This is a genomic window from Sphingobium aquiterrae, assembly GCF_037154135.1.
Taxonomy (GTDB): domain Bacteria; phylum Pseudomonadota; class Alphaproteobacteria; order Sphingomonadales; family Sphingomonadaceae; genus Sphingobium; species Sphingobium aquiterrae.
The window spans coordinates 86359-112456 of the sequence record NZ_JBANFL010000016.1; the positions used below are offsets into that span (position 1 = coordinate 86359).

The following is a 26098-nucleotide window of genomic DNA, read 5'->3' on the forward strand; positions in this document are numbered from 1 at the left end:
CGCCTTCGATCCGGGCCGTTCTATCGGCTCGGAGCTGGGGGCAATAATGAGTTTTCCTTCGCGATCCTGCGGTTTTTCCTTTTGCCGCGCTTCCGGCCGAGGAAAGGGGCCGGATGGAAGGGGCTGGGCGGCACCCTTCCATCGGCGCCTACATCAGGAAGGATTCCGGCGTGCCCGACCAGTCCAGATGGCCGTCGGCCGTATAATGCTGCAGCAGGGTGGCGGAGGTCGCCGATGCGGCATAATAGGCCACGGTCTTGCCGCCGTCGTTCAGCATCGTCGTGACATTCTTCGTGCCGTCCGCGACATAGTTGATCCAGCTCGAAAGGCTCCAGCTGGCCGTATAGTCGCCATGGCTGGTGAGTATGCCATGGGGATCGTAGCTCTCGATCGCATAATGGCCGTTGTCGAGCGCGAAGACATGCTGTTGCTCGACCCCCGTGGCGCTGTAGGTGACGCGGTCGAGGAAGGTCCAGGAGTCGGTATATTCCTCGACCATGGCCACGCTGCCGGCGTCATAATGGGTGTGGACGATGAGATTGTCGCCGCTATGGTCCGTCACGTCGACCAGGGCGCCGCCGGCATCGTGCTTTTCCTCGCGCACGACATCCTGCGTGCCCGGCGTGTAGACCTTCACCGTGAAGCTGTGGTCCGCCGCATAGCTGCTTTCCTCGATCAGCCGATTGGCCGCGTCGTAGAGCTTTGACGAAGCGATGGCGCCGCTCGTTTCGTCATGGATGCTCAGCAGCGCCGTGCCGTCCCCTTTTTCCGCGAACTGGCGCAGCACCTGCCCGTCGGGGTCGTAGATGGCGCGCGACACCAGCCGGCCGGAGGCATCGACAATATCGCTCATCGACGCATGGGTGTCGCCATAGCCGAAGGTGTCGATGCGCGTCGTGCCGTCGCCGAGCGGCGTGCTGCTGGTCTTCACGGCGATATATTGTTCCAGCACGTCCATCTGCGCCGCATCCAGCACGCTCAGGCGCGGCTGGGCGGAGAACATATAATTGTCCTGCCAGACGGTGCCGGCCGAGAAATAGGACACGCCCTGCCAGACATCCGCATTCGCCTTGAGGAAATCCATCATGTTGGCAAGGGCGCTCAGCGCCGTGTCGCTGGCGGTGACGCCGAATTCGCCCAGGTACAGCGGCACGCCCGCTTCGCGCGCCCAGGCGGTGACGTCGGTCAGGCGTTCCACCCCGATGGTCGGGGAAACCACCCAGTCATGGGTGCCGGACGTATCGTCCAGATATTGATGGATCTCGAACGCGAAATTGTGGAGCGGGTCGATGATCGCCCCCGGGGCGCCCAGCACGCTGGCATTGTCGCTGGTGGTCCAGGTGGAACCGCCGCTCCAGTGGACGCCGGGCACCAGGATCTGCTGCGTGGCGCCGGTCGCGCGGATCGCGGCGATGCCTTCGTTCGCGATATCCAGCCATTGGGCGGCGGTCGCCTGCTGCGGCTCGTTCATCAGGCCGAAGGCGACATTGTCGTCATGGGCAAGGCTGGTGGCGAGCCTGCTCCACACATCGGCAAAGGCGCTGGTCGGCACGCTGTCGCTGCCGATCAGCTGGCCGTCATAGGCGCCGGCATTGTGCAGATCGACGATGACCGCCATGCCCAGCGTCTTGGCATAGGCGACGACATCCTGGATCTTGGCCAGATAGGCCGGGTCCAGCGCACCGTTGAGCGTGGGCTGCAGGCTTTCCCAGGCGATGGGCAGGCGGATATTGTCCATGCCCTTTGCGGCGAAATACTGCATTTCCGCATGTGTCGGGAAATAGTCGATGCCGGTCTTGCCGCCCGCCGGGCCGATATATTCCGCGCCGTTGATGTTGATGCCGATGCTGAGGGCAGGGGCGGCGGGCGCAACGACCGCCGGTTCCGATGCGGGGGCGGGCGCAGCCTTCGATGCGGAGGCGGATTCCGGCGTCGAAGCGGATGGCGGCACGGATTCCGGCGCGGGTGCGGCGACATCCACGAAGCGGAAATTGTCGGCGGTCAGGGTGGCCGCGCCGACATTCCGCAGCATGATGCTGTCGCCGTCGCCCAGCTGGATCAGCGTGTCCGCGCCCTGCTGGCTGATATGGGAAGAGAGCTGGGCGAAGCTGCCGACCGCATAGTGGCCAAGCTGGATGACATCCGCCTCCGCGCCGGTCGCGGTAAAGTCCGTGACGATATCCGCGCCGTCGCCGCTGGCGTGGATGAACAGGTCGCTGGCGCCGCCGCCGGTCAGCAGGTCATCGCCATGCCCGCCCTGCAGCGTGTCGCTGCCATTCCGTCCGGCAAGCGCATCGTCATGCCCGGTGCCGACCAGATGCTGCGGGGCGATGGCTTCGGCGGCGGCCTTGGCATCTGCCGCGGCTTTCGCTTCCGCCGTCGCCTTCGCTTCGGCGGCTGCCCTGGCCTCCGCCTCGGCCCTGGATTCCGCCTCGGCTTGTGCTTGGGCGGCTGCCTGCGCGTCGGCGGCAGCCTTTGCCTCCGCCGCGGCCTGGGCTTCCGCCGCGACCCGTGCCGCTTCGATGTCCGCTGCGCTCGGCACGTCCATGAATGCGAATTGCGCGCCGCTGCTGGTGAACAGGCCGGCCTTCGCATTGTCGACCGCGATGCCGTTATAGGTCGCGCTTTCGACATAGAGGTTGCGGTCTTCCCTGGTCGTCGCATTCCACAGGTCGTTGAGGAAGGCGACCTTCACATCATGGCTGCCATTGCCCCAGTCGCCATGCAGGGTCAGCGTGTCCCGCGCGCCCGAGCCGTGCCCGGCCTGCGCCTCGAACGTGCCGCCGACCTGCTTGCCGTCCACGAAGACCTGATATTTCGCATTGCCGCGATAGGCGTCCTGCGACAGCTGCAGGACAAGCGTGTCGCTGCCGCTGCCGGCCTCCGACGCCTTGCCGGCGGGGGCGGACGCGGTGAAGCCGATATTGTGCGTGCCGTTGGTGAACATGCTGGCACTTGCCTTTGCGATCTCCTGTCCGTTGTAAACGGCGCTCTGGACGTAAAGGTTGCGGTCTTCGGTGGTCTTGGCGTTCCACAGGTCGTTGACGAACTTCACCGTGACGACATGGTCGCCGGTCCCCCAGTTGCCGTGCAGCGTGACGCTGTCCTGCTGGTCGCTGAACCGCAATGCGGAGGCGGTGAGCGTGCCGCCGACCTGTTTGCCGTCGACCAGGATCACGAACTGGGCATTGCCCTTATAGGCGTCCTGCTGCAGCTTCAGGACCAGCGTGTCGGCGCCCGATCCCATGAAGATGTTTGCGCCGACGGGGGCCGCCGCGACATTGCCGAAGGAGAAATTGCTGGCCGAAAGCTGGTCCATCCGCACATTGTTGAGGGTGATGCTGTCGATGCCGTTCAGCCTGATGACGGTGTTGCTGCCCGACTGGACCATATATTTCTTCAGCTGATCGAAGCTGCCGAACAGATAGCCGGACAGCTGAAGCCTGTCGGCATTGCTGCCGGTCGCATGGAAATCGCTGATCGCTCCCGCGCCACGGCCGCTCATCTCCACATGCCTGGCGCCTGGGCTGGACGTGTCCACTGGAAGGCTATCGTTCCATGTGGCGTAGTTCACGCCCAGGGAGGGGGAGTCGGCGTCAAATGAGCGGGAAAAATCGACCACGGGTTTCTTTCGGATGAATAACGGTTACGTCCCCGTTCATCCTTTACGACACCGCCTCGAAATTTAGGCTGAATCTTGAAGGATAATATGCCGTTTACTGTGATCTTCTATTCTATTTTCCGCAGAATTGCGTTGTATTGGCGATATAAGGGCGGTTTTTCAAACGGCTGGAGCCTGTTCGATTTCGGCGCTTCTGGTTAACGCGCGTCGGGCGCGGGTGTCGCGTGCCGCCCTGCCTCAGGTGCGATATTCGGCCCCAGGGATGCGACGGCCTCCACAAAGGGCATCAGCACGGGCGTGACCGCGCCATGCGGATCGCGCATGCCTTCCACGCCGAAGCGGAGCGATTGCCGCTGTGCATCCGGCATGGCGAAGGTGCCGAACAGGCGATCCCACAGCGCCAGCGCGCCGCCCAGGTTGCGGTTGAAGTGGCGCGGATCGGTGGAATGATGGATCTGGTGATGCGCGGGGCCAAGCAGGATGCGTCCGCCGCGCGCGCCAAAGCGCACCCACAGATGCGTATGCTGCAGATAGGACAGGGTGATCGTGCTGACATGCACCAGCAGGTTCGCGCCGAAAATATCGAACATCGCGACCCGTTGCCCCAGCGCATGGTTCACCAGCGCCGCCGTGACGCCCATCAGCGTCGCCGCGATATTGTAGAACAGGATGGTGTCGACCGGATGCACCCGGAAATTGGTGAGCGGCGAAAGCGAGTCCGCGCCATGATGGACCTTGTGGAAGGCCCAGAGCGCGGGGATGCGGTGGCAGAGCCAGTGATCCAGCCAATAGGCGAATTCATAGGCGATGAAGATCGCGACCGTCATGATCGTGGAGGCCAGCCAGCCGGGCAGGGCGACGGGTTGCGGCGTGCCGAACAGCGCGGCCAGCGCCGCGGCGGTCCCGGTCGTGATCCTGTCGCTGGAGAACAGCGCCCAGCCGACGGCCGATCCGGCGAACAGCGTGCCGAACAGCATCCAGCCGATATCGGCGCGGCCGGAGGCGGAACGGATCAGGCGGCGGGGCAGCAACGCGCGCACGATAGCGCCGGGGCGGGCGCGGCGTCGGCCGCTACGCGGTGGAACGGCGGCGCGGATCGCAACGCCGATGGTCAGCGCCAGCGCGGTCAGCGTGATCGCGGCGCCGATCATTTGGGCCGTGCCCGCCGCCGCTGTCGCCATCGCCTGAACATCCCGCCGGTGTCACCCCCGCGCCACGGCCCGGTGCCGCGCGCGAAAGGGCATCATTGTGCGCCGATGGTCCTAGCGGAAAGGCGGTTATCGGAGCTTTAACGGGCCGACGGATTGTCCCGTGGCGGGACGGCCGCCGTTAACGATCTTTATACCATAGCCGAAAAAGTAAATGATGCGTTAACATCTGCATCATGAAGACACGCCTTCTTTCCGCACCATTGCCCTTCGGCAGGCTGCAGCAGCGGCCGGTCGGGCATCCCTTTCGCCATGCGCTTTCGGTAAAGGGGGTGGCGACGCCCGCCCGTGCCGAACCCGCCGATGACGACAAGGACTGGAAGCTCTTTGTCCTAAGCTTCGCGGCCTTCTTCACGGCGTTCTACAGCTTCATCGGCTGATCGCGCTCCCGCCGGCGGGCGGGGTTCAGGCGCGATCTGCCCCAGGAGCGCGCTGCGTTACATCCACGCGGAGCGCACGCGCGCATTCTGTGTTGTCGCATCGGTTTTTGCGCAAAGCCGGTTCCCACTTCTGCGCACGACGCGCTTAGTCCGGCAGTTCGCTGCGGGCGATGACCTCGCCATTGCCCAGCGCCGAGCATAGCCCTTCGTCGCAGGCGTCATGCAGTTTCCATGCAAGCCATGCCGACGGCAGGCACATGGCGCTGACGAGCAGCAATTGCTGCACCACGGCCATGCCCGCCATGCTGAGGCTGATCGCGATCAGCGAGCCGACCACCATCGCGCCGGAATTGACGATGTTATTGGCCGCGACGGTGCGCGCCGCCTCGCATTTTTCGACCGATGTGGTGAGGAACGCATAGAGCGGCACGACGAACATGCCGCCAAAGGTCGCGACGCCCAGCAGGCTGCCGGTCAGCGCGATGGCATCCGGGTGGCGCAGGAAGTCGACAAGGCTGAACAGCGTTCCCGCGGGCGCGGCTTCCCAGTTGCGGCAGACGAAATGGAAGGCGAGCACGCAGAGCCCCATGCCGATGACGGCGGCGGGGGCATAGCGCGCCGACACGCGCCCCTTGAGCAGCCGGTTGACCGCGACCGACCCCAGCGCCACGCCGATGGAGAAAATGCCCAGGAACAGGCTGGCGACGGCCTTGTCCGCGGTCAGCACATTCTTCACCAGCGGCGGGAACTGGATGAACAGCACCGCGCCGATGGTCCAGAAAAAGCTGATGGAGACGATTGCCAGATAGAGATGGCGGATATGCATGGTGCCGCGCACCAGCTTGACGGAGGCGCGGACGAAATGGAAATCCAGCGGCTGGCTGAGCGCCAGCGGCGGGGCGGGGGGCACCTGTCGCCCCGCCGCATAGCCGATGAAGGCCGTGATCACGACGCCGATCGCGGCGACTTCGACCGGGATGATGCCGGCCACGATCGTGCCGGCCAATATGGCGAGATAGGTGCCCGCCTCGACCAGGCCGGTGCCGCCCAGCACTTCGTTCCCGTGCAGATGCTGGGGCAGGATGGCATATTTGATCGGGCCGAAGAAGGTGGAGTGGATGCCCATGGCGAACAGCGCCAGCAGCATCAGCGGAATGGCGAGGGCGTGGACGGCAAAGCCCGCCCAGGCCAGCGCAAGGCCGCAGGCGCCCACCGCCATGATGACGATTTCGGCCGCCTTCACGATACGGATCAGCATCGCCTTGTCGCGCTGGTCGGCCAGTTGGCCGGAAAGCGCGGACAGCAGGAAAAAGGGGAGGATGAAGATCGCCGTGGCCAGCGCGCTGAACCATGTCTCCGTCCGCTCGTCATTATAGACGGTGTAGACGACGAACAGCACCATCGCATTCTTGAACAGATTGTCGTTGAAGGCGCCGAGAAGCTGGGTCACGAAAAGCGGCAGGAAGCGCCGCTTGGTCAACAGATGGAATGATGCCTGCACTTCTGAACGGTCTTCTATCGGTTTGCACTGCGTAGGGCGCGGGTCTAGCCGCTGGCGCAGCGCCTGTCCAATGCCTACCGGGCCGTGGTGCCGTGCAAAGGTTGCGGCCGGGTTACGCTTTTGCGATCTTTTGCGACATTGGCCCCGCTTGTCAGCGCAACCGGGCTGTGGCAGGCGGTGGCGATGCTGACGTTGCCCAACCTCCTCACCCTGTCACGCATCCTGGCCGTGCCGCTGCTGGTGGGGCTGTTGTGGTGGCCGCAATGGCGCACCGGCTATGGCTTTGCCTTCGGGCTTTACTGCCTGATGGGCATCACCGACTATTTCGACGGCTATCTGGCGCGCGCCCACGGGGCCGTCTCTCGGCTGGGCATCTTCCTCGATCCCATTGCGGACAAGATCATGATCGGCGCGGTCATCCTGATGCTGGTGTCGACGCGCGACGTGGCGGGGGTGCATATCGTGGCCGGGCTGGTCATCCTGCTGCGCGAGATTGCGGTGTCCGGCCTGCGGGAGTTCCTGGCCGGGCTGCAGGTGTCCGTGCCGGTGTCGCAACTGGCCAAGTGGAAGACGGCGTTCCAGCTGATCTGCTTTGGCGCATTGATCCTGGCCGGGGCGCTGCCGCAATTTCCCCTGCTCCATGTGGCCGGCCTCGTGACCCTGTGGGCCGCCGCGATCCTGACGCTGGTGACGGGCTGGGGGTATCTGCGCGTCGGCATCCGGCACATGGATTGACCGGACGATGGCGGACCTCACCCTGCTCTATTTCGCCTGGGTGCGGGAAGCCGTCGGCTGCGACAGCGAAAGGATCGTGCATCCCGGTGCGGAGGCGCGGGTGCGCGATATCGTCGCCATGCTTGCCGCGCGGGGCGGCGGCTATGCCGAGGCCTTTGCCGATCCCGATCGCCTGCGCGCGGCGCTGGACCAGCAATTCGTGGCGATGGACGCGCTGATCGGCGCATGCAGGGAACTGGCGCTGTTCCCGCCGGTCACCGGCGGATGATCGAGGCCCGCGTCCAGACCGGCGATTTCGACGTCGCGGCGGAACTGGCGGCGCTGGAACGGCTGGGCGGCGGCGCGGTCGCCAGCTTCACCGGGCTGGTGCGCGGGGAGGGCGGCCTGCGCTCCCTGACGCTGGAGCATTATCCGGCGATGACGCAGGCGCAGATGGCGCGGATCGGCGAGCAGGCGGCGCAGCGCTGGCCATTGTTGGGCATCCGCATCGTCCATCGCATCGGCACGCTGGCGCCGGGCGCGCGGATCGTCTTCGTCGGCACGGCCTCCAGCCACCGCATGGCGGCGCTGGAAAGCTGCGCCTTCCTGATCGACTGGCTCAAGACCGACGCGCCCTTCTGGAAGAAGGAAGCCCATGGCGACGGTTCCGAACGCTGGGTGGACGCGCGGCAGGAGGATGCGGCCAGGGCGGCAGGCTGGGTTGCCGAAGACTGACTGACTGGAAGACCGGCAGGTCAGGCGTTTTCCAGCACCGCTTCGGCCTTGGCCTCTGTCGCCACCTTCGCCTTTGGCAGGCCGTGCCGCAGGATCTCCGCCAGCATGCGGAATTCCTTTTCGCGCGGGCTGTTGCGGCGCCACACCAGCGCGATGTCGCGATGGGCGTTGGGGGAGTTGAGCGGGCGCGCGCTGATCTGGGTGTTGGTCAATATGCCGCCACGGATCGCCAGTTCGGGCAGGATGGTGAGGCCCAGCCCATTGTCGACCATCTGCACCAGCGTATGCAGCGATGTGCCCATCATCGTCGCTTCCGCGCGCAGCTCCGGCCGGTTGCAGGCCGCCAGCGCATGGTCCTTCAGGCAATGGCCATCCTCCAGCAGCAGCAGCCGGCTCTCGTCGATCATGTCGGGCGAGACCCAGGCCGGCGGATCGCGCGGATCGTCCTTGGGGAAGGCGATGTAGAGCGGATCGACGAACAGCATTTCGCTGTCCACATCGCCGGTCGCATAGGGCAGCGCCAGCAGGACGCAGTCGACCGCGCCGTGGCGCAGGGATTCGACCGCGGCATGGCTGGTCTCCTCCCGCAGGTACAGCTTCAGTTCCGGCTTTTCCGCGCGCAGGCGGGGCAGCAGCTGCGGCAGCAGGAACGGCGCGATGGTGGGGATGACGCTCATGCGCAGTTCGCCGCACAGCGGCTTGCCGGCGGACTGGGCAAGGGCGGCCAGTTCCTCCGCCTCGCGCAGCACGCGATGCGCCTTTTCCACGATGCGGTCGCCCAGCGCGGTGAAGCGCACGACGCGGCGGGTCCGCTCCACCAATGTCACGCCGATCAGCGATTCAAGCTCCCTTATGCCCGCCGACAAGGTGGACTGGGTGACGAAACAGGCCTCTGCCGCGCGCCCGAAATGGCCATGTTCCTTCAGCGCCACCAGATATTGCAGCTGCTTCAGGGTCGGCATATAGCTCGACATTGATCGTTCCCTTCGATGTTGAAGGGATATGTAATCGCTCTAGGCGATATATCCAAGCGACTTGGCGATGCCGAACAGCGATGTCGCGGTCAGGATCACGCCGACGGATACCAGCAGCACCTTCGGGGCGATATGGCGGGCCAGCATCGCGCCCAGCGGCGCGGCGATCACGCCGCCGATCAGCAGGCCGACGGTGGCGACCGTGAATGCTGTCAGCCCCATGTTCAGCAGGAAGGTGATGCTGATGCTGAGCGTCAGGATGAATTCGACCGAATTGACCGTGCCGATGGTGTGCCGGGGGCTGGACCCCTGGATCAGCAGGTTTGACGTGACGATGGGCCCCCAGCCGCCGCCGCCCGACGCATCCAGGAAGCCGCCGAGCAGGCCCAGCGGCGCCACCAGGCGCGGATCGCGCGTGTGCGGCGGAAAGTGGAAGCCGCGCCAGACCAGGTAGACGCCGATCGCGACCAGATAGGCCTGGATGAAGGGCTTGATGAGGCCGGAGTCGACATTCGACAGCAGATAGGCGCCGGCGACCCCGCCGATCACGCCGGGGATGACGAGTCGCGCAAACAGCCGCCAGTCGACATTGCGGTGGAAGATATGGCTGAGCGCCGAAACGCCGGTGGTGCAGGTTTCGGCCGCATGGACCCCCGCGGACGCAGCGGCGGGCGGCACCCCCAATGCCAGCAACAATGTGCTGGAAATGACGCCATAAGCCATGCCCAGCGCCCCATCCACCATCTGCGCGCCAAAACCGACCACGATGAATGGCCAGATGGCATCGGCATGGACCAAGAGGAAATCTGGCATTCGGTACGCCCCTGAAAGGATATTCTCTATCGCATTGCTTGGCTTTTGTCGCCCCGCCAAGCAAGTTTCTCTTTGCCGGTCTGAAAGCAAAAAACGGCAACGTCTGGAAAATTGCGGTCGAAAGCCTTATCCTATGGTCGAGTTCAGCTTTTAAAGGCGCCGGCATGTTCCATACCCTCATCGGCTATCTGGAGTCGATCAAGTCGCGCGATCCCGCGCCGAGATCGCGTGCCGAGATCCTGCTGTATCCGGGGGTCTGGGCGGTGGCCTTCCATCGCGCGGCGCATGGGCTCTATCGCCGCCGCCTGTTTTTCCTGGCGCGCGCAGTCAATCATTTCGCGCGTTTCCTGACCGGGAACGACATTCACCCCGGCGCGAAGATCGGCAAGCGGCTGTTCATCGACCATGGCTTTTCGGTGATCGGCGAGACGGCGGAGATCGGCGACGACGTCACCATCTACCAGAATGTCACGCTGGGCGGCACCGATCCGGCGAACGGCATTGCCGGCAAGCGCCACCCCACGATCGGCGACGGCGTCATCATCGGTTCCGGCGCGCAGGTGCTCGGGCCGATCGCCGTCGGTCCGCGCGCGCGCATCGGCGCCAATGCGGTGGTGACGAAGGAGGTTGCCGAAGGGGCGACGATGGTCGGCATCCCGGCGCGGCCGATGCTGGTCGACGTCACCGCCTATCAGCGCGATTTCGTGCCCTATGGCACGCCCTGCAGCGACAGCTTCGATCCCGCCACGCAGAAGCTGGAACTGCTCCAGTGCGAAATGGAGCGGTTGCAGAAGCAGATCGCCGAATTGCTGGCGGAACGCGCCCGCGAGCATGATGAGCCTGTGTCCACCGGGGAGCGCGGCTGCGCCTGATGGGGGACGTTACCCCGTTTCCCAGCCATGGCGCCAGAACAGGGCCGCCGGGGAACCAGGTCGGTTTCGACCGGCTGGAACTGATGCGGATCATGGATTTATATGGCCGCATGGTGTCGGCCGGGCACTGGCGCGACTATGCGATCGACATGGGGCGGGAAAGCGCGGTCTTCTCCGCCTTTCGCCGCGCCGCCGAGCGGCCGGAATATCGCATCGAGAAGCGCCCGGGGCTGCGCAACCGGCAGGGCATGTGGGCGCTGGTCGGCGAAGCGGGCGCCATCCTGAAGCGCGGGCAGGAACTGGGGCCGGTGCTGGCGCCGGTCGAACGCAAGCTGTTGCGGCTGGTCGAGGAATAGCGCCGGGGTGGCGGCCTTTCGGCAGGCCGCCACCCCGCGCGATCCTGTCAGGCGGCGGCGGGGACGTCCCGGTCCAGATAGGGCAGGCGCATCCGCATCCCCTCCGGCAAGCCTTCCACCACCAGCTTGCGCGCCTTGTGCCAGAAGGCCGAGAGCAGCAGCAGCGCCGATCCGATGACGAGCGCGGTGAAGGCGGCGGACAGCTCCACCGATCCCATCGCCTCGAACAGCGCATACATGGCGAAGAGCACATAGGCGAGGCTGGAGACCAGCAGCGCGCGCCGGTCTATGGCAAGCGCCACAAGGCCGAAGGCGACATAAAGCGCCAGCACCGTTACCGCCGTGCCCCCGCCCATGTCGCCGCCGCCGAAGACGCCGAGCAGGCGGAACGTCGAATGGGCGATGGCGGGCGCGGCGGCCAGGTGCAGCCAGAAGGCGACATCGGCGCGGCGGGTGGTGCGGGCCCGGTCGCTCATGTCCCAGCGCATCGCGAGCAGGAAGATGCCGACGCCGCCGGCCAGCACCAGCCAGAAGATGCCGTCATCCATGGCCGGGAAGGCCGCATAGAGGAGCGCGACGACGACGGCGGCGCCGGCCACCGCACCCACGGCCACGGTGATCGGCACCATGAAGCGGCGCCAGTGCAGCCATGTCGCGCCCGCCGTCACCAGCGCGGCGCCGGCGGTCAACGTTGCGGAGAGGCGATCGTCCGCATGGGGGAAGATCTGCATCATCATGGCCATCAGCGCGCAGGCGATGCCGCCGGAAAAGCCCAGCAGCAGCACGATGCTGGGCAGCGCCATGCGGCGGACGCGGGTGAAATATTCCGCAAGGCCCCAGCTTGTGGCCGCGACCAGGACGCCGCAGAGCACGGAAGGCTGATGATCGGCAGCGCCCAGCCGGACCAGATTGCCCAGGCCCGCCACCGCCACCAGCAGGATGATGCCGGCGATTGACACGAAAATATCGTTGAAACCTGTCAGAAGGCGGAAATGCTCCTCATCCACCACCGGGCTTGAACGTTGGTTTGCCACATGAGCGCGCAGGGCATCGGCGGCTTGCGGGCTGATCGCGCCCGCCTCGACCGCGGATTGCAGGTCACTCTCGCTGTACATGATGTGTCTCCTTCCCCTCCGGCAGGCATTCTATCATCACTGTGTTGTCGTATCAATACAGTGTGACGTGACGGGCGGCGGCGCGAAGTGACATAAATATGTCATCTAAATGACGTGCAAATGAAATAAATCGGACATAATTGAGCGCACCGGTCAGCCGGAAAAGGGGGGGCGTGAAGATGAGGGGCAAATCTCAATGGGCCATGGGGACTGCCATGGCGCTCTTCCTGGCGCCTGCTCCTGCGTGGGCGCAGAATATCAGCGCTGCCGAAGCGGCCGATCTGCGCGCGCAGATCGCCGCCCTCAAGGCGCAGGTGGAGCGGCTGGAAGCCCGGCTGGACACGACGCCCGCCGCCGCCGAAGCGGTGGGCAGCGCGGCTGCCCCGGCAACGGCGCCGGTCGCCACGGCATCCGCCACCCCGGCTCCGGCTTCGGCCTCAGCCCCGGCTACGCCCGAAACCGCGATCAGCTGGAAAGGCAGTCCGCTGTTCAGCAACGGATCGGCCAGCTTCAAGGTGAAGGGCCGCATTCAATATGATGCCGGCGTCCTGATGGCGCCCGCCAGCGTCAAGGACCGGGCCAAGGGCTATTCCAACGAACTGCGGCGCCTGCGCCTGGGTGGGGAGGGCGTGCTGGGCGGCGGTTTCGGTTACAAACTGGAAACGGAACTGTCGGACAACAGCGTCGAACTGGTCGACACCTTTATCAGCTATGAGCGCGGCAAGCTGCTGCTGACCCTGGGCAACCAGAATGAATTTCAGTCGCTGGACGAACTGATCGGGGACACGACAGGCTCCTTCATGGAGCGGGCGGCCTTCACCGATGCCTTCGGTTTCGAGCGGCGGCTTGGCCTGTCGGCGCAGTACCGGACGGGCGTGCTGCTGGCGCAGGCCGGCATCTTCTCCGACAGCGCGGACTCGCTCCTCAATGCCGCCGACGGCCCGAATGGCGGGGACGAGAATAACAGCTATGGCGTGGACGGCCGCATCGTGCTGGCGCCCAGGCTGGGCAGCACGCAGCTGCATTTCGGTGTTTCGGGCCACTGGCGCGATTTCAACCGCCTATCGGAAACGCCGCAGCGCTATCGCCAGCGCCCCTATCTTCACAGCGTCAACAGCCGCTTCATGGCGACGCCGTCCTTCTCCGCCGATGGCGAGTCGCATTATGGGGTGGAACTGGCCGGGACGCGCGGCCCGCTGCACTGGGCGGGGGAGGCGCACTGGCTCACCGTGTCGCGGCCCGGCGGCCTTGTCGATCCGACCTTCTTCGGCGGCTATGCCGAGGTCGGCTATTTCCTGACCGGCGAGACCCGCAGCTACAAGAACGGCATCTTCGTCAGCACCCGGCCCCGGCGGCCGGTGGGCAGCGGCGGCATCGGCGCGGTGCAGCTCAACCTGCGCTACGACTATCTGGATATGAACGATGCGGGGATCACCGGCGGCACGCAGAATGCGCTGTTCGCCGCCGTGATCTGGACGCCGATCGAATTTCTGCGGTTCAACATCAACTATGGCCATCTGCGCTACACCGATGCGGCGATCCTGGCCGGCACCCGTTCGGACTATAGCGCCGACGTGCTTGGCGCGCGGGCCGAACTGGATTTCTGACGGCTGGGGCTGGAATCCATCACATAAGGTCACATAAGAATCGTCATGCTGAACGCGTTTCAGCATCTATCGCGCCTCCGGGTGGCGCAGAATGTGGGGAAAGATGGACCTTGAACCAAGTTCAGGGTGACGAGCTTTGATGCTCCGGGAATGAAAAAGGCGCCGCTCCGAAGGGAGACGGCGCCTTCTCTATCGGCTGCATCTGGCCAGCCTGTTCAGGCCGCGTAGTCGGTGTCCAGCGCGTAGCCGGCCGAGCGCACCGTGCGGATGATGTCGCGGTGGCCCTCGCCATTGATCGCCTTGCGCAGGCGGCGGATGTGGACGTCCACGGTGCGCAGTTCGATGTCGCTATCCTGCCCCCAGACGCTGTCGAGGAGCCGCTCGCGCGAGAAGACCCAGCCGGGATGCTCCAGGAAATGCTTGAGCAGGCGGAATTCCGTCGGGCCCAGGGCGACCGAGCGGCCGGCCCGGCGGACCTTGTGGCCCACCGTATCCATCTCGACATCGGCGAAGGAGAGGGTTTCGCCGGCCAGCGCCGGGCGCACCCGCCGCAGCACGGCGCCGACGCGGGCGACCAGTTCGCGGGGGGAGAAGGGCTTGGTCACATAATCGTCCGCGCCGGTTTCCAGCCCGCGCACCCGGTCTTCTTCCTCACCGCGTGCGGTGAGCATGATGATGGGCACATTGGCGGTGCCGTTCATGCGGCGCAGGCGGCGGCACACCTCGATGCCGGACAGGCTTTCCACCATCCAGTCGAGCAGGACGATGTCGGGCACGTCCTCCTGCGCCATGATCAGCGCTTCCTCGCCATCTACGGTGTGCGCGACCTCGAAATCCTCGCGCTTGAAATGCCAGATCAGCAGTTCGGCGAGCGCGGCGTCATCTTCGACCAGCAGCATCTTTGCTCGTGCCATGGCGATATCCTCAACTGTCTTCGGGGGTTTCGCCGCGTTCCCGCTCGGGCAGGTTGCGGCCGGTTGCGGCATAATAGACCATCTCCGCGACATTGGTCGCGTGGTCGCCGATCCGCTCGATATTCTTCGCGACGAACAGCAGGTGCGCGCATTCCGAAATCGTCTTCGGGTTTTCGACCATATAGGTGACGAGCGTGCGGAAGATGCTGTTGTAGAAATCGTCGACCACGGTGTCGCGCTGGACCACGGCCAGCGCCAGATCGGCGTCGCGCGCGGAAAAGGCGTTGAGCGCGTCATGCACCATCTCGCCGGCGATCTGCGCCATGGAGGGCAGCAGCGAGATCGGTTCGATCGTCCGCCGGTTGGTGGCGATCAGCGGTACGCGCTTGGCGATGTTCTTGGCATAGTCGCCGATACGCTCGACCACGCCGACGATCTTGAGCGCGGCGATCACCTCGCGCAGGTCGTTCGCCATCGGCGCGCGCAGCGCAATCGTCTGGATGACGAGCTTTTCGACTTCATTTTCCAGCGCGTCGATCTTGTGGTCGCCCACCACGACCTCGGCAGCGAGTGCCTTGTCCTGCCGGGTCAGCGCGACGATGGCGTCTTCCAGCGCGCTTTCCGCGCGCCCGCCCATCTCCGCGATCAGGCCGCGCAGCCGGTCGATGTCCTCGTCGAATGCCTTGACTGTATGTTCTGCCATATCGGGTTCCTCAGCCGTAGCGTCCGGTGATGTAATCCTTCGTCCGTTCCTGGCGCGGATTGGTGAAGATGTCTGACGTCACGCCATATTCCACCAGCGTGCCGAGATGGAAGAAGGCGGTCCGCTGCGAGACGCGGGCGGCCTGCTGCATGTTGTGGGTGACGATCACGATGGCGTAGCGGCCCCGCAGTTCGTGGATCAACTCCTCGATCTTGGCGGTGGCGATCGGGTCCAGCGCCGAGCAGGGCTCGTCCATCAGGATGACTTCGGGCTCCACTGCGATCGCGCGGCCGATGCACAGCCGTTGCTGCTGGCCGCCGGAAAGCGCGGTGCCGCTGTCGTGCAGGCGATCCTTCACTTCATCCCACAGGCCGGCGCGGCGCAGCGACTTCTCGACGATGACGTCCAGGTCCGCCTTCGCGCTGGCAAGGCCGTGGATGCGGGGGCCGTAGGCGATGTTCTCATAGATCGACTTGGGGAAGGGATTGGGCTTCTGGAAGACCATGCCCACCCGCGCGCGCAGCTGCACCACGTCCATGGACGTGGAATAGATATTCTCGCCATCCAGCGTGATCTCGCCCTCCACGCGGGCGCTTGCCACCGTGTCGTTCATGCGGTTGAGCGTGCGCAGGAATGTGGACTTGCCACAGCCCGACGGGCCGATGAACGCGGTCACATTCTCCATGTCGACGTCGATCGACACGCCCTTGATCGCTTCCTTCTCGCCATAGAAGACGTGGACGTCGCGGGCCGACATCTTGGGGTCGTTGGGCTTGAGCGCCTGTTGTTCCTGAGTCAGCATAAGTGGTTCACCAGCGCTTTTCGAACTTGTTGCGAAGATAGATGGCCACGCCGTTCATCGCGAGGAGGAAGGCGAGGAGGACGATGATGGCGGCGGAGGTCTTCTCCACGAAGCCGCGGGACACCTCGTCGGACCACAGGAAGATCTGCACCGGCAGCACGGTCGCGGGGTCGGTGATGCCGCCCGGCGGGGTCGCGATGAAGGCGCGCATGCCGATCATCAGCAGCGGCGCGGTTTCGCCCAGCGCGCGCGCCATGCCGATGATGGTGCCGGTGAGGATGCCGGGCAGGGCGAGCGGCAGCACATGGTGGAAGACCACCTGCACCGGGCTCGCGCCGATGCCGAGCGCGGCGTCGCGGATCGACGGCGGCACCGCCTTGATCGCATTGCGCCCGGCGATGACGATGACCGGCATGGTCATCAGCGCCAGCGTCATGCCGCCGACCAGCGCGGCGGAGCGCGGCAGGTGCAGCAGGTTGAGGAAGATGGCGAGGCCGAGCAGGCCGAAGATGATCGAGGGCACCGCGGCCAGATTGTTGATCGACACCTCGATCATGTCGGTCCAGCGGTTGCGGGGCGCATATTCCTCCAGATAGAGCGCGGCCAGCACACCCACCGGGAAGCTGAGCCCCAGCGTGACCAGCATGGTCAGCACCGATCCCTTGAACGCCCCCCAGATACCGACCAGGATCGGGTCCGTCGCGTCGCTCGCCGTCAGGAAGGAGGCGTTGAAGCCGGTCGAGACCACGCCCTGCGCCCTGAGCTTCGCATAGGCCGCTTGCGCCGCGGCCGGGGCCTCGCCCTTCGCCGCCATGTCGATTTCCGTCGATGCGGGAAGGGACAGGGTGGTCTTGCCGCTCAGGATCGACGGATCGGCCTTGATCGCGTTCCGCACCGTCAGCCAGGCATTGGGCGACAGCAGCTTGTCGCCATCGGGGCCGATGGCCGCCACGGCCGCCTGCGCCGTCACCATGGGCAGGTTCGCGCCCGCCAGCGCCTGATCGGCATTGCCGCCCTTCAGCATGGCCGGATCGACCACGATCGGCGCCGCTGCGAAATCGACCGGCACGGCGATCTGCGTGCGGGTGAAGCCGCGGGCGCCATTGCCGACCATGCTGACCAGCAGGAAGGCAAGGAAACCGGCGGACAGCACCACCGCGCCCAGTCCGAGCAGGCGGAAACGGCGTTCTGCGGCATAGCGCCGGGCGATGCGGCGACGCATGATGTCGGATTTCCAGTCGGTCGGCGTGCGCGGCATGGCCTGGCCCGGCGCGGCTGTGCTGGCAGTGGCCTGAAGCGCGGTCATTCGTAGGCCTCCCGATATTTCTTCACGACCCGCAGCGCGACGATGTTGAGCAGCAGGGTGACGATGAACAGCACCAGCCCCAGCGCGAAGGCGGCGAGCGTCTTGGCGCTGTCGAATTCCTGGTCGCCGGTCAGCAGCTGGACGATCTGCGTCGTCACGGTGGTCACGCTGGCAAAGGGGTTGAGGGTCAGGTTCGCGGCAAGGCCGGCGGCCATCACCACGATCATCGTCTCGCCGATCGCGCGGCTGACGGCCAGCAGCACGCCGCCGACAACGCCGGGCAGCGCGGCGGGGATCAGCACCTTGCGGATGGTCTCGCTGGTGGTGGCGCCCATGGCCAGGCTGCCGTCGCGCATCGCCTGCGGCACGGCGGCGATGCTGTCGTCGGCCATCGAGGAGACGAAGGGGATGATCATCACGCCCATCACCAGGCCGGCGGCCAAGGCGCTTTCCGAACTGGCGCCGTGGATGCCGATGGCGACGGCGGCGTCGCGCAGGGCCGGGGCGATGGTCAGCGCGGCGAAATAGCCATAGACCACGGTCGGCACGCCGGCCAGCACCTCAAGGATCGGCTTCATCCACTTGCGGGTCGTGGGCCTGGCATATTGCGTCAGGTAGATGGCGCTCATCAGGCCCAGCGGGATCGCGACGAGCATGGCGATGATCGCGCCGATGAAGATCGTGCCCCAGAACAGCGGCACCGCGCCAAAGGCATCGTCATTGCCATAGCCCAGCGCTGCGGATTGCGGCGACCATTTCAGGCCGAAGAGGAAATCGATGGGGTTCACCATCGAGAAGAAGCGCAGCGATTCCCACAGCAGTGACGCGACGATGCCCAGGGTCGTGACGATGGCGATCAGCGAGGCCCCCAGCAGCGCGAACATCACCAGCCGCTCGACACGGGTGCGGGCGCGGAAATCCGGGCGGATGCGGGTGAAGGCATAGGCGCCGCCGGCAAAGGCCAGCGCCAGCGCCAGGATGACGCCGGCCGTGCTGTAGCGGGCGGTGGCGGCGCGATAGGGTTCGACCAGGATCTGCGCGGCCGGGTTGAAGGCCATGGCCTGCTTGCCGGTCGCGATCGCCCGCGCTTCGTTCAATATGGCGCCGCGCGCGAAGCCGTCGGCCGGCAGCCCCTGCGCGGCGGGATCGGCCAGCACCGCGTCCGTGATCAGGCCCGGCATCACATTGCTCCACACCGCCAGGAACAGGCAGGCGGGCAGCAATGTCCAGAGCGCGGCATACCAGCCGTGGAAGGACGGCAGGCTGTGCATCGCGCTGCGTCCGCCCGGGCCGCTGGCGGCGGCGTCGCGCATGCGGGTGGCACGCGCCCGGGCGACGACCCAGGCGACAACGCCCAGGCCGAACAGCAGGAAAAGGATGGCGGGTCCGGTCATGACAGGCGGGGCCGGTTACTTGAGGCCGCTGCCGTCGAGCACCGCAAGCGACTTCACCGTCTCGGCGCTCGCCTTGCGCACCGCGTCGGGCGAAGCGACCATGCCGCGCTTGGTCAGCGGGCCGCCCGGTTCCCATTCGCGGACATATTCGTCCAGATAGGCCTTCAGGCCCGGGATCGCGGCGATATGCGCCTTTTTCACATAGATGAAGAGCGGGCGGGCGCCGGGATATTGGCCGGTCGACACATTTTCATAGGTCGCTTCCATGCCATTGAGCGGAATGTCGTTCAGCGTGTCCTTATTCTCTTCAAGGAAGCTAAAGCCGAAGATGCCGACGGCGTTCGGGTTGGCGGCCAGCTTCTTGACGATCAGATTGTCGTTCTCGCCCGAATCCACATATTTGCCGTCTTCGCGGATGCGGGTGCAGGCGGCCTTGAATTCATCCTCGCTCTTTTTCTGGAGCGCCTTCATCGCTGGGTCGGTCTCGCAACCCTTGGTCAGGATCAGCTCGGCCAGCGAGTCGCGCGTGCCGCTGGTCGAGGGCGGGCCGAAGACGGAAATCGGGATGGCGGGCAGGCTGGCGTCGACATCCTTCCATGTCTGCGCCGTGTTGGGGCCCTTGCCGAACGGGTTGGCGGCCAGCGCCTTGTAGACCAGTTCGGGCGTCAGCTTCATGCCGGGGCCCTTTTTGGATTCGGCAAAGGCAAGGCCGTCGACGCCGACCTGGATCTCGACGATTTCCTTGACGCCATTGGTCTGGCACTGCTCGAACTCGGATTTCTTGATCCGGCGCGAGGCGTTTTCGATGTCGGGGTGCTGGGCGCCGACGCCGGCGCAGAACAGTTTCATGCCGCCGCCCGTGCCGGTCGATTCGATGATCGGCGACTTCATGCCCGGATTGTTGAGCACGAACTGTTCGGCAACGGCGGTGGAGAAGGGATAGACGGTGGAGGAACCGACCGCGCGGATCTGGTCCCGCGCCGAATCACCCCCGGCCTGGTCCTGACACGCCGTCAGCGAAAGGGCGGCAAGGGCCAGCGCCGTTGCCGGGAAAAGGGCCGTTTTCTTCACCTGAACCTCCAAGCTGTCGCACCGGCATGACCGGCTGGCGACCGTTTCGTCATCGGCCCTAGCGGCCGTTGATCGCCGCATTGTGACAGTTACGTTTCAGTTTGATGACAATGCCCCCGGAGCGCCGTTTATCGGGAAAAATCAGTCATCTGCGACGGGCAACAATATGGTGATCGTCGTGCCCCGGCCGATGACGCTGGCAATATCCAGCCGGCCGCGATGACGCTCCACCACATGCTTCACGATGGCGAGGCCCAGGCCGGTGCCGCCCATGGCGCGGCTGCGGCCCGAATCGATGCGATAGAAACGCTCGGTCAGGCGCGGCAGATGATCGGGCGCGATGCCTTCGCCTTCGTCGGCGACGGTCAGCTTCATCATGCCGGGCGAACCGGGGGCGAGGCCGACGGTGATGGGGGTTCCCGCCCGCGCATATTTGACCGCATTGCCGATCAGATTGTGCAGCACCTGCGACAGCTGCGCGCGGTCGCCGCGCACGGACTGAGCACCGGGGGCGATGGCGGCGACCACGTCGCGCCCGCGCTCGCCACCGCTCTGGCGGAAGACGTCGACCACCTCGCCGATCAAATCGGGCAGGTCGACGGCGGTGTCGGGCGCGCGATATTTCTCCGCCTCGATGCGGGAGAGGGACATGAGGTCGTCCACCAGCACCTGCATCCGCCGCGCTTCGCCCTCCATGATCTTGAGGAAACGCGCGCGGGTTTCCTTGTCGGCGCCCGCCACCGGATCGGCCAGCGTTTCGATGAAGCCCAATATCGCCGCCAGTGGCGTGCGCAGTTCGTGGCTGGCATTGGCGACGAAATCGACCCGCATCCGCTCTGCCGCATAGCTGCCGGAACGGTCGATCAGGTGGACGATCCGGCGTGGTTCGCCGCGCTCGCTGTCCGCAAGCGGGGCGACATGCATTTCCCACCGCTGGTCGCGCGTGCCCAGCCCGACCAGGCTGACGGTCGTGGGCTCCACCATGGGCGCCATGCTGGCCAGCTGTTCGGCGGCGGCGGGATGGCGGATGGCGATGCGGACATCTTCCCCCACGATATGCGAGCCCAGCAGGCGCAGCGCCGGGCGATTGGCGCGCGCCACCTTGCCGCGGGCGATGACCAGCAGCGGCTCTGAAATCCCCTCCAGCAGCAGTTCGAAATCGACATGGTCCAGGATATCGACCGGCCCGGCCGGCATGTCCGTGGTGCCGGGCGCGGCGGCCGGCGGGCGATCCCACAGGATGAACATGGCAAGCAGCCCGGCCGCCGCCGACACCAGCAGCGTCTCCATGCCGCTGTTGAACAGCAGCGTGGCCGCCGCGCCCGCCATGATGACCATGGTGGCGACCAGCATCTGCACCGATACCCACCGCGTCATGCCCGAACCTGCTCCCGCTCAATCATGGTTACTGCTCTGGATTCTTCCGTGGGGAATTGCGATGGCTAGCCTGAGCGCATCCATATGCCAATGCGGCGATGACAATTTGGCGTCGTTTACACTTGGTCAGGGAAAATGACGGACAATAGGCCGATGAGCGACGACAGTAACCAACAGCCGCCACAGGCGGACGGGCAGGCGCAGGGCGGCGTGGAATATGCGCCGGACCGGGGGCCGGATGAAGCCTCCGTCAATTTCGCCGTGCCCTCGCGCCGCCAGCTGCTGATGGGCGGCGCGGTCGCGGCTTCGGCCATCGTCTCGATCCGCCCGGCGCTGGCCAGCACGGCGGCGTCGGTGCTCAACTGCCAGATCCCGGTGCCCGACCCGGCCCGGTCGGGCAATTATGTTGCGCCCGACGGATCGCTGGTCCCCGCCGGCACGCAGGGCGCCTTTCCCGGTGCGGGCCGCGCCTTCAAGGGCGAGGATGTGAAGGCGGCGCTGAACGGACGCTCGCTGCCCGGCACCAGCTATGAGCAGAACCAGGCCTATCTGAACTATATCCGCCGCCTGCAATCGGGCACGAGCGGCTTCACCTGCTACGCATCGCTGCAGATGCCGCGATAGGGTGCCGCCGGGGAGCGTCGCCTTTTTTTAAGGGATTTGCGGCATAAGGCGGGCATGACCGCGACGCCCGATACCCGATACCCGATATCATGATCCGCCATGCCGCCTGCCCGGCGTCCGCGTTGATCGTGCGCCCGCTCGATGCGGTGACGCTGATCTATCACCGCCCGTCCGGCCAGACGCATATGGTGGTGAGCCCCGTGCCGGAAATGCTGGACGCGCTGATGGCCGGCCCGGCCAGCACGGAAGAGCTGGTGGCGCGGCTGGCGCTGTCCTTCGATCTGGGCGCGCGGGACGAGGCGCTGCCCGTCATCGCCGCGCATCTGGAGGAACTGGTCGCGCTGGGGCTGGTCGCGCGCGGATGAAGCATGGGATGTCCCTGCGGATCGGCCCGGCGTCCTTTCGCGTGGGTTCGGCCTGGGCCGGGCCTGTCGACCGGTTGAAGGCGTTGTATCGCGATTATCCCGCGCCCACCGGCGGCATCGTCGATTTCACCGTGCGGCTGGAACCGGCGAAGCCGTGGCGTCGCTGGATCAGGCCGTCCGTCTTCATCACCGGCGACCATGGCCTGGCCGATGCGGCGCCGATGGGCCTGCCCCACGGTTTGCTGGCGGCGGAAATGGGCATGAACCTGCAGATGGCGCTGGGCTGGCGGCGGCATGTGCTGCTCCATGCCTCCTGCGTCGAGCGGGGCGGGCGGGCGCTGGTGATGACGGGCGAATCCGGTTCGGGCAAATCCACCCTGGCGGCGATGCTGGGGGAGCGCGGCTGGCGGCTGATGGGGGACGAATTCACCCTGCTCGATCCCGCGACCGGGCAGGTCTTCGCCTTCCCCCGGCTGGTCTCGCTCAAGAACGGCGCCATCGCCGTGATGGAGGGGGAGGCGCAGGCCGGCCGCTTCGGCCCATTGATGCGCGCGACGCCCAAGGGCGACATCCGCCATCTGCGCCCGTGCGCCGACGCCATCGCGCGGATGGACGAGGGCGCGGCGCCGGCGCTGCTGCTCTATCCGCGCTATGGCCATGATGCGGCCCGGCGCCCCGTCGGCCCGTCCGAAACCTTCATGCGCCTGACCCAGGCTTCCACCAACTATGTCGCCATGGGGGAGGCGGGGTTCGCGGCATTGTCCCGCTTCACCCAGGATGTGCCCGCCTGTGCCATCGACTTCCCGAACGGTGAGGCGGCAGTCGACATGGTCGAGCGGCTGTGGGAGAGCCTTCCATGAGCGCGGCGGTGCTCGCCCATGCGCTCCGCGATCCCGGCAGCACCGGCGCGCTCGACGGCGCCGGGTGGAACGCGCTGGTCGCCATGGCGCGGGCGGAGCGGCTGATCGGCACGCTCGCGATGCGGTTGCAGGACCGGGTGGTTCCCGACCCGATTGCCGCGATCCTGGCCGACGCGCGGCTGGATGCGGAGCGCGAACGGCGGCAGGCGCTGTGGGAGGCGGACCGCGCGCAGGCCGCGCTGGCGCCGCTCGGCATCCCCGTCATCCTGCTCAAGGGCACCGCCTATGTCGCGGCGGGGCTGGGCGCGGGGGAGGGGCGGTTCATCGGCGATCTCGACATATTGGTGCCGCGCGACGCGCTGGACGATGTGGAGAAGGCGCTGATTGAAGCGGGATGGGAATGGGTCAAGCCCGATCCCTATGACGACCTCTATTATCGGCAATGGATGCATGAACTGCCGCCGCTGATCCACGCGGCGCGCGACCGGATGATCGATGTCCATCACACGATCCTGCCCTTGACCGCGCGGCAGACGCCCGATGCCGCCGCGATGATCGCCGATGCGGTCGCCTTGCCGGGTGGCCTGCATGTGCTGTCGCCCGAGGATCGCGTCTGCCATGCCGTCGCGCATCTGCTGGCCGATGGCGACATGATGGGTGGCATGAGAAATCTGTGGGATATCAGGTGCCTGCTCGATGACATTGACGACAGGGCTGCACTGATGGCGCGAGCGCGGCGGCATGGGCTTGCGTCCTTTGTCGCGCGGGCGATCCGGCTGGCCGATGCGGTCTATGGGGGCGGGGCGCCGGGCTGGCGCGACAGGCTTTATGTCCGCCTTCTGCTCGCGCGCAATGCATGGGGGCAGGAGACCGGCAAGCCGCTGCGCTTTGCCTTCTTCATCCGCTCGCACTGGTTGCGGATGCCGCCGATGATGCTCGCCCGCCACCTGTTCACCAAATGGCGCAAGGGGCATCGCCCGGCCTGATCGCGGGCGCTGTTATCCCCGAGGTGGGGGCCCTATCCCTGTGGCCCTTATCCCTGCGGCCCTTATCCCTGCGGCCCTTATCCCTGCGGCCCTTATCCCTGCGGCCCTTATCCCTGCGGCGGCGTCGTCTCGCCCAGTTCGTCGCTGTCCACGGCCTGACCGACATTCATGCCATGCTTCATCAGCATCGGGATATTGGCGGCGGCGAACAGGAAGGACACGATGGTCACGCCCCACACCTTCACCGACAGCCAGGTGTCGAAGCTCATCGACGCGCGCATCGCTTCATTGGCGATGGCCATGGCGACGAAGAACCAGGCCCAGTTGCGCGACAGCTTCAGCCAGCCTTCCTCCGACAGCCCGTCATAGGCGGCCTGCAGCAGATATTTGAGCAGCGCCTTGCGCCGCATGAGCCCGGCGAACAGCATCAACGCGAAGAAGATGTAGATGATCGTGGGCTTGAGCTGAATGAAGCGCTGGTCGCGAAAATAGATGGTGAGCGACCCGAAGAACAGGATCAGTACCGCCGAAAGCCACAGCATCGGCGACACGCGCTTCAGCTTGATGAGCGAGATGATGACGGCGATTGCGATAGCGGCCATGAACGCGCCCGTGCCCAGCACCATCGCGCTGATCGGATTACCCGTGCCCAGCATGCGGCCGGCGACCTTGTAGGTCAGGAAGAAGACCAGCAGCGGCCCGAAATCGAGCACGAGGCTGAGCGTGCCGCCATGCTGGGGGGCTTTGGTTTCAGCCATGCACAATACCTTCGCCAATTTTCCGTGTGCCCTGAAAAGAAGGGTGGGGCTTCGACAGGCTCAGCCCGAACGGAGGGGATATCCGTGCCGCCATGATATCACCGCGCATAGGCCGCCCCGGCAATCGCGCGCGCCATGTCCTCGGGGTCGAAGGGGCGCAGGTCCTCGATCTTCTCGCCGACGCCGATGGCATGGATGGGCAGGCGATATTTCTCCGCCGCCGCGACCAGCACGCCGCCGCGCGCGGTGCCGTCCAGCTTGGTCATCACCAGCCCCGTCACCTGCGCGACCTCCTTGAACACCTCGATCTGCGACAGGGCGTTCTGGCCCGTCGTCGCATCCAGCACCAGTACGACGTCATGCGGCGCCGCCGGGTTCAACCGGCCGAGCACGCGGCGGATTTTCGCCAGCTCTTCCATCAGCTCGGTCTTGTTCTGCAGCCGCCCGGCGGTGTCTACGATCAGCACGTCGATGCCGGTGGCGGTCGCCTGCTTCACCGCCTCATAGACGATGCCCGCCGCGTCGCCGCCTTCCTTGCCCGATACGATGGGGATGCCCAGCCGATCGGCCCAGACCTTGAGCTGGCCGATGGCCGCCGCGCGGAAGGTATCGCCCGCCGCTAGCATCACGCCATAATCCTGCTCCAGGAACAGGTGGGCGAGCTTGGCGATGGTCGTCGTCTTGCCCGATCCGTTGACGCCGATGACAAGGATCACCTGCGGGCGGGGAAAGGCTTCGATCTCCAGCGGCTTGGCGACGGGTGCCAGCGTCTTGGCGATTTCCTCCGCGATGATCTCGCGCAGATACTCTTCCGTCAGTTCCTTGTTGAAGCGCCCTTCGGCCAGCCGCTCGCGCACGCGCGCCGCCATGGCCGGGCCAAGGTCGCTGACGATCAGCGCTTCCTCGATCTCGTCCAGCGTCTGGTCGTCCAGCGCGGCCTTGGTGAACAGGCCGGTCAGATTGTCGCCAAGCCGGTCGGACGTGCGCTTGAGGCCGCCGAACAGGCGTTCGCGCCAGGTGGGTTCGCTCATGTCGTGACAC

The 26098-nt window shown here is 65.9% G+C and carries 26 protein-coding genes; 11 read left to right on the forward strand and 15 right to left on the reverse strand.

Annotated features, from left to right (window positions below):
- Nucleotides 1-148: 148 nt before the first annotated feature.
- Both WFP78_RS16995 and WFP78_RS17000 read right to left on the reverse strand, forming a co-directional pair.
- The gene (locus WFP78_RS16995) at nucleotides 149-3505 is read right to left on the reverse strand and encodes a cellulase family glycosylhydrolase (RefSeq protein WP_336965001.1); all 3357 of its coding nucleotides are present in this window, start codon (nucleotides 3503-3505) and stop codon (nucleotides 149-151) included.
- 314 nt (nucleotides 3506-3819) lie between these two features.
- The gene (locus WFP78_RS17000) at nucleotides 3820-4803 is read right to left on the reverse strand and encodes a sterol desaturase family protein (RefSeq protein WP_336965004.1); all 984 of its coding nucleotides are present in this window, start codon (nucleotides 4801-4803) and stop codon (nucleotides 3820-3822) included.
- Between the two features lie 203 nt (nucleotides 4804-5006).
- Here WFP78_RS17000 and WFP78_RS17005 point away from each other — a divergent pair, with 203 nt between their 5' ends.
- The gene (locus WFP78_RS17005) at nucleotides 5007-5210 is read left to right on the forward strand and encodes a hypothetical protein (protein ID WP_336965006.1); all 204 of its coding nucleotides are present in this window, start codon (nucleotides 5007-5009) and stop codon (nucleotides 5208-5210) included.
- Between the two features lie 145 nt (nucleotides 5211-5355).
- Here the strand turns inward: WFP78_RS17005 and WFP78_RS17010 are convergent, their stop codons facing one another.
- On the reverse strand, nucleotides 5356-6711 hold the full coding sequence (locus WFP78_RS17010; RefSeq protein ID WP_336965008.1) for an MFS transporter: 1356 nt from the start codon (nucleotides 6709-6711) through the stop codon (nucleotides 5356-5358).
- A 183-nt stretch (nucleotides 6712-6894) separates the two neighbouring features.
- On the opposite strand from WFP78_RS17010, the gene pgsA reads away from it, so the two are divergent.
- The 3 genes from pgsA to WFP78_RS17025 are packed head-to-tail and all read left to right on the forward strand — an operon-like array spanning nucleotide 6895 to nucleotide 8160.
- On the forward strand, nucleotides 6895-7446 hold the full coding sequence (gene pgsA / locus WFP78_RS17015; protein WP_336965010.1) for a CDP-diacylglycerol--glycerol-3-phosphate 3-phosphatidyltransferase: 552 nt from the start codon (nucleotides 6895-6897) through the stop codon (nucleotides 7444-7446).
- A 7-nt stretch (nucleotides 7447-7453) separates the two neighbouring features.
- Nucleotides 7454-7714, forward strand: a complete 261-nt coding sequence (locus tag WFP78_RS17020) for a MoaD/ThiS family protein (protein WP_336965013.1) — start codon at nucleotides 7454-7456, stop codon at nucleotides 7712-7714.
- Entirely contained in the window at nucleotides 7711-8160 is a 450-nt protein-coding gene (locus WFP78_RS17025; RefSeq protein ID WP_336965015.1) for a molybdenum cofactor biosynthesis protein MoaE, read from the forward strand. Before WFP78_RS17020 ends, WFP78_RS17025 begins: the two co-directional genes overlap by 4 nt.
- Before the next feature lie 20 nt (nucleotides 8161-8180).
- Here the strand turns inward: WFP78_RS17025 and WFP78_RS17030 are convergent, their stop codons facing one another.
- Both WFP78_RS17030 and WFP78_RS17035 read right to left on the reverse strand, forming a co-directional pair.
- Nucleotides 8181-9134 carry a hydrogen peroxide-inducible genes activator gene (locus WFP78_RS17030; protein ID WP_336965017.1) on the reverse strand — a complete coding sequence of 318 codons (954 nt, stop codon included), beginning with the start codon at nucleotides 9132-9134 and terminating at the stop codon, nucleotides 8181-8183.
- 39 nt (nucleotides 9135-9173) lie between these two features.
- Nucleotides 9174-9947, reverse strand: coding sequence for a sulfite exporter TauE/SafE family protein (locus WFP78_RS17035; RefSeq protein WP_336965019.1), 774 nt, complete (start codon nucleotides 9945-9947; stop codon nucleotides 9174-9176).
- A 164-nt stretch (nucleotides 9948-10111) separates the two neighbouring features.
- Between WFP78_RS17035 and epsC the strand changes: the two genes are divergently transcribed.
- Both epsC and WFP78_RS17045 read left to right on the forward strand, forming a co-directional pair.
- A complete protein-coding gene (gene epsC, locus WFP78_RS17040; RefSeq protein ID WP_336965021.1) occupies nucleotides 10112-10819 on the forward strand; it encodes a serine O-acetyltransferase EpsC in 708 nt (235 codons plus the stop codon).
- Nucleotides 10819-11175, forward strand: a complete 357-nt coding sequence (locus WFP78_RS17045) for a DUF2794 domain-containing protein (protein ID WP_336965024.1) — start codon at nucleotides 10819-10821, stop codon at nucleotides 11173-11175. Before epsC ends, WFP78_RS17045 begins: the two co-directional genes overlap by 1 nt.
- Nucleotides 11176-11222: 47 nt before the next feature.
- On the opposite strand, the gene WFP78_RS17050 is transcribed toward WFP78_RS17045, so the two are convergent.
- On the reverse strand, nucleotides 11223-12290 hold the full coding sequence (locus WFP78_RS17050; RefSeq protein ID WP_336965027.1) for a hypothetical protein: 1068 nt from the start codon (nucleotides 12288-12290) through the stop codon (nucleotides 11223-11225).
- A 215-nt stretch (nucleotides 12291-12505) separates the two neighbouring features.
- Here WFP78_RS17050 and WFP78_RS17055 point away from each other — a divergent pair, with 215 nt between their 5' ends.
- Nucleotides 12506-13897, forward strand: coding sequence for an OprO/OprP family phosphate-selective porin (locus WFP78_RS17055; RefSeq protein ID WP_336965030.1), 1392 nt, complete (start codon nucleotides 12506-12508; stop codon nucleotides 13895-13897).
- A 215-nt stretch (nucleotides 13898-14112) separates the two neighbouring features.
- Here the strand turns inward: WFP78_RS17055 and phoB are convergent, their stop codons facing one another.
- From phoB to WFP78_RS17090, 7 genes are all read right to left on the reverse strand, one after another.
- Nucleotides 14113-14811 (reverse strand): phosphate regulon transcriptional regulator PhoB, encoded by a 699-nt coding sequence (gene phoB, locus WFP78_RS17060; protein WP_336965033.1) that lies wholly within the window; start codon nucleotides 14809-14811, stop codon nucleotides 14113-14115.
- A gap of 10 nt (nucleotides 14812-14821) precedes the next feature.
- A complete protein-coding gene (gene phoU, locus WFP78_RS17065; protein ID WP_336965036.1) occupies nucleotides 14822-15514 on the reverse strand; it encodes a phosphate signaling complex protein PhoU in 693 nt (230 codons plus the stop codon).
- 10 nt (nucleotides 15515-15524) lie between these two features.
- The gene (gene pstB / locus WFP78_RS17070; protein ID WP_336965039.1) at nucleotides 15525-16316 is read right to left on the reverse strand and encodes a phosphate ABC transporter ATP-binding protein PstB; all 792 of its coding nucleotides are present in this window, start codon (nucleotides 16314-16316) and stop codon (nucleotides 15525-15527) included.
- Nucleotides 16317-16323: 7 nt separating this feature from the next.
- Entirely contained in the window at nucleotides 16324-17622 is a 1299-nt protein-coding gene (gene pstA / locus WFP78_RS17075) for a phosphate ABC transporter permease PstA (RefSeq protein WP_419722991.1), read from the reverse strand.
- Nucleotides 17619-19016 carry a phosphate ABC transporter permease subunit PstC gene (gene pstC / locus WFP78_RS17080; RefSeq protein ID WP_336965043.1) on the reverse strand — a complete coding sequence of 466 codons (1398 nt, stop codon included), beginning with the start codon at nucleotides 19014-19016 and terminating at the stop codon, nucleotides 17619-17621. Before pstC ends, pstA begins: the two co-directional genes overlap by 4 nt.
- Nucleotides 19017-19031: 15 nt before the next feature.
- Nucleotides 19032-20087 (reverse strand): substrate-binding domain-containing protein, encoded by a 1056-nt coding sequence (locus tag WFP78_RS17085; RefSeq protein WP_336965046.1) that lies wholly within the window; start codon nucleotides 20085-20087, stop codon nucleotides 19032-19034.
- Between the two features lie 141 nt (nucleotides 20088-20228).
- The gene (locus WFP78_RS17090) at nucleotides 20229-21464 is read right to left on the reverse strand and encodes an ATP-binding protein (protein ID WP_336965048.1); all 1236 of its coding nucleotides are present in this window, start codon (nucleotides 21462-21464) and stop codon (nucleotides 20229-20231) included.
- Nucleotides 21465-21749: 285 nt separating this feature from the next.
- On the opposite strand from WFP78_RS17090, the gene WFP78_RS17095 reads away from it, so the two are divergent.
- The 4 genes from WFP78_RS17095 to WFP78_RS17110 all read left to right on the forward strand — a co-directional run bounded on the left by WFP78_RS17095 (nucleotide 21750) and on the right by WFP78_RS17110 (nucleotide 24299).
- Nucleotides 21750-22088: a hypothetical protein gene (locus WFP78_RS17095; RefSeq protein ID WP_336965155.1), complete on the forward strand. Its 339-nt coding sequence runs from the start codon at nucleotides 21750-21752 to the stop codon at nucleotides 22086-22088.
- 89 nt (nucleotides 22089-22177) lie between these two features.
- The gene (locus WFP78_RS17100; RefSeq protein ID WP_336965050.1) at nucleotides 22178-22453 is read left to right on the forward strand and encodes an HPr-rel-A system PqqD family peptide chaperone; all 276 of its coding nucleotides are present in this window, start codon (nucleotides 22178-22180) and stop codon (nucleotides 22451-22453) included.
- The gene (locus tag WFP78_RS17105; protein WP_336965052.1) at nucleotides 22450-23313 is read left to right on the forward strand and encodes an HprK-related kinase A; all 864 of its coding nucleotides are present in this window, start codon (nucleotides 22450-22452) and stop codon (nucleotides 23311-23313) included. The genes WFP78_RS17100 and WFP78_RS17105 overlap by 4 nt, the downstream gene beginning before the upstream one ends.
- Nucleotides 23310-24299, forward strand: a complete 990-nt coding sequence (locus WFP78_RS17110) for a nucleotidyltransferase domain-containing protein (RefSeq protein WP_336965054.1) — start codon at nucleotides 23310-23312, stop codon at nucleotides 24297-24299. The genes WFP78_RS17105 and WFP78_RS17110 overlap by 4 nt, the downstream gene beginning before the upstream one ends.
- Before the next feature lie 107 nt (nucleotides 24300-24406).
- Here the strand turns inward: WFP78_RS17110 and WFP78_RS17115 are convergent, their stop codons facing one another.
- Both WFP78_RS17115 and ftsY read right to left on the reverse strand, forming a co-directional pair.
- Nucleotides 24407-25057, reverse strand: a complete 651-nt coding sequence (locus WFP78_RS17115; protein ID WP_336965057.1) for an inner membrane-spanning protein YciB — start codon at nucleotides 25055-25057, stop codon at nucleotides 24407-24409.
- Between the two features lie 98 nt (nucleotides 25058-25155).
- Nucleotides 25156-26088 carry a signal recognition particle-docking protein FtsY gene (gene ftsY, locus WFP78_RS17120; RefSeq protein WP_336965060.1) on the reverse strand — a complete coding sequence of 311 codons (933 nt, stop codon included), beginning with the start codon at nucleotides 26086-26088 and terminating at the stop codon, nucleotides 25156-25158.
- Nucleotides 26089-26098 lie beyond the last annotated feature (10 nt).

Coding starts and splice junctions, on each gene's coding strand:
- WFP78_RS16995 (WP_336965001.1), bottom strand. CDS start 3,505: ATGAGCGGCCGTGGCGCGGGAGCGATCAGCGATTTCCATGCGACCGGC.
- WFP78_RS17000 (WP_336965004.1), bottom strand. CDS start 4,803: ATGGCGACAGCGGCGGCGGGCACGGCCCAAATGATCGGCGCCGCGATC.
- WFP78_RS17005 (WP_336965006.1), top strand. CDS start 5,007: ATGAAGACACGCCTTCTTTCCGCACCATTGCCCTTCGGCAGGCTGCAG.
- pgsA (WP_336965010.1), top strand. CDS start 6,895: ATGCTGACGTTGCCCAACCTCCTCACCCTGTCACGCATCCTGGCCGTG.
- WFP78_RS17020 (WP_336965013.1), top strand. CDS start 7,454: ATGGCGGACCTCACCCTGCTCTATTTCGCCTGGGTGCGGGAAGCCGTC.
- WFP78_RS17025 (WP_336965015.1), top strand. CDS start 7,711: ATGATCGAGGCCCGCGTCCAGACCGGCGATTTCGACGTCGCGGCGGAA.
- WFP78_RS17030 (WP_336965017.1), bottom strand. CDS start 9,134: ATGTCGAGCTATATGCCGACCCTGAAGCAGCTGCAATATCTGGTGGCG.
- WFP78_RS17035 (WP_336965019.1), bottom strand. CDS start 9,947: ATGCCAGATTTCCTCTTGGTCCATGCCGATGCCATCTGGCCATTCATC.
- epsC (WP_336965021.1), top strand. CDS start 10,112: ATGTTCCATACCCTCATCGGCTATCTGGAGTCGATCAAGTCGCGCGAT.
- WFP78_RS17045 (WP_336965024.1), top strand. CDS start 10,819: ATGGGGGACGTTACCCCGTTTCCCAGCCATGGCGCCAGAACAGGGCCG.
- WFP78_RS17050 (WP_336965027.1), bottom strand. CDS start 12,290: ATGTACAGCGAGAGTGACCTGCAATCCGCGGTCGAGGCGGGCGCGATC.
- WFP78_RS17055 (WP_336965030.1), top strand. CDS start 12,506: ATGGCGCTCTTCCTGGCGCCTGCTCCTGCGTGGGCGCAGAATATCAGC.
- phoB (WP_336965033.1), bottom strand. CDS start 14,811: ATGGCACGAGCAAAGATGCTGCTGGTCGAAGATGACGCCGCGCTCGCC.
- phoU (WP_336965036.1), bottom strand. CDS start 15,514: ATGGCAGAACATACAGTCAAGGCATTCGACGAGGACATCGACCGGCTG.
- pstB (WP_336965039.1), bottom strand. CDS start 16,316: ATGCTGACTCAGGAACAACAGGCGCTCAAGCCCAACGACCCCAAGATG.
- pstA (WP_419722991.1), bottom strand. CDS start 17,622: ATGACCGCGCTTCAGGCCACTGCCAGCACAGCCGCGCCGGGCCAGGCC.
- pstC (WP_336965043.1), bottom strand. CDS start 19,016: ATGACCGGACCCGCCATCCTTTTCCTGCTGTTCGGCCTGGGCGTTGTC.
- WFP78_RS17090 (WP_336965048.1), bottom strand. CDS start 21,464: ATGACGCGGTGGGTATCGGTGCAGATGCTGGTCGCCACCATGGTCATC.
- WFP78_RS17095 (WP_336965155.1), top strand. CDS start 21,750: ATGGGCGGCGCGGTCGCGGCTTCGGCCATCGTCTCGATCCGCCCGGCG.
- WFP78_RS17100 (WP_336965050.1), top strand. CDS start 22,178: ATGATCCGCCATGCCGCCTGCCCGGCGTCCGCGTTGATCGTGCGCCCG.
- WFP78_RS17105 (WP_336965052.1), top strand. CDS start 22,450: ATGAAGCATGGGATGTCCCTGCGGATCGGCCCGGCGTCCTTTCGCGTG.
- WFP78_RS17110 (WP_336965054.1), top strand. CDS start 23,310: ATGAGCGCGGCGGTGCTCGCCCATGCGCTCCGCGATCCCGGCAGCACC.
- WFP78_RS17115 (WP_336965057.1), bottom strand. CDS start 25,057: ATGGCTGAAACCAAAGCCCCCCAGCATGGCGGCACGCTCAGCCTCGTG.
- ftsY (WP_336965060.1), bottom strand. CDS start 26,088: ATGAGCGAACCCACCTGGCGCGAACGCCTGTTCGGCGGCCTCAAGCGC.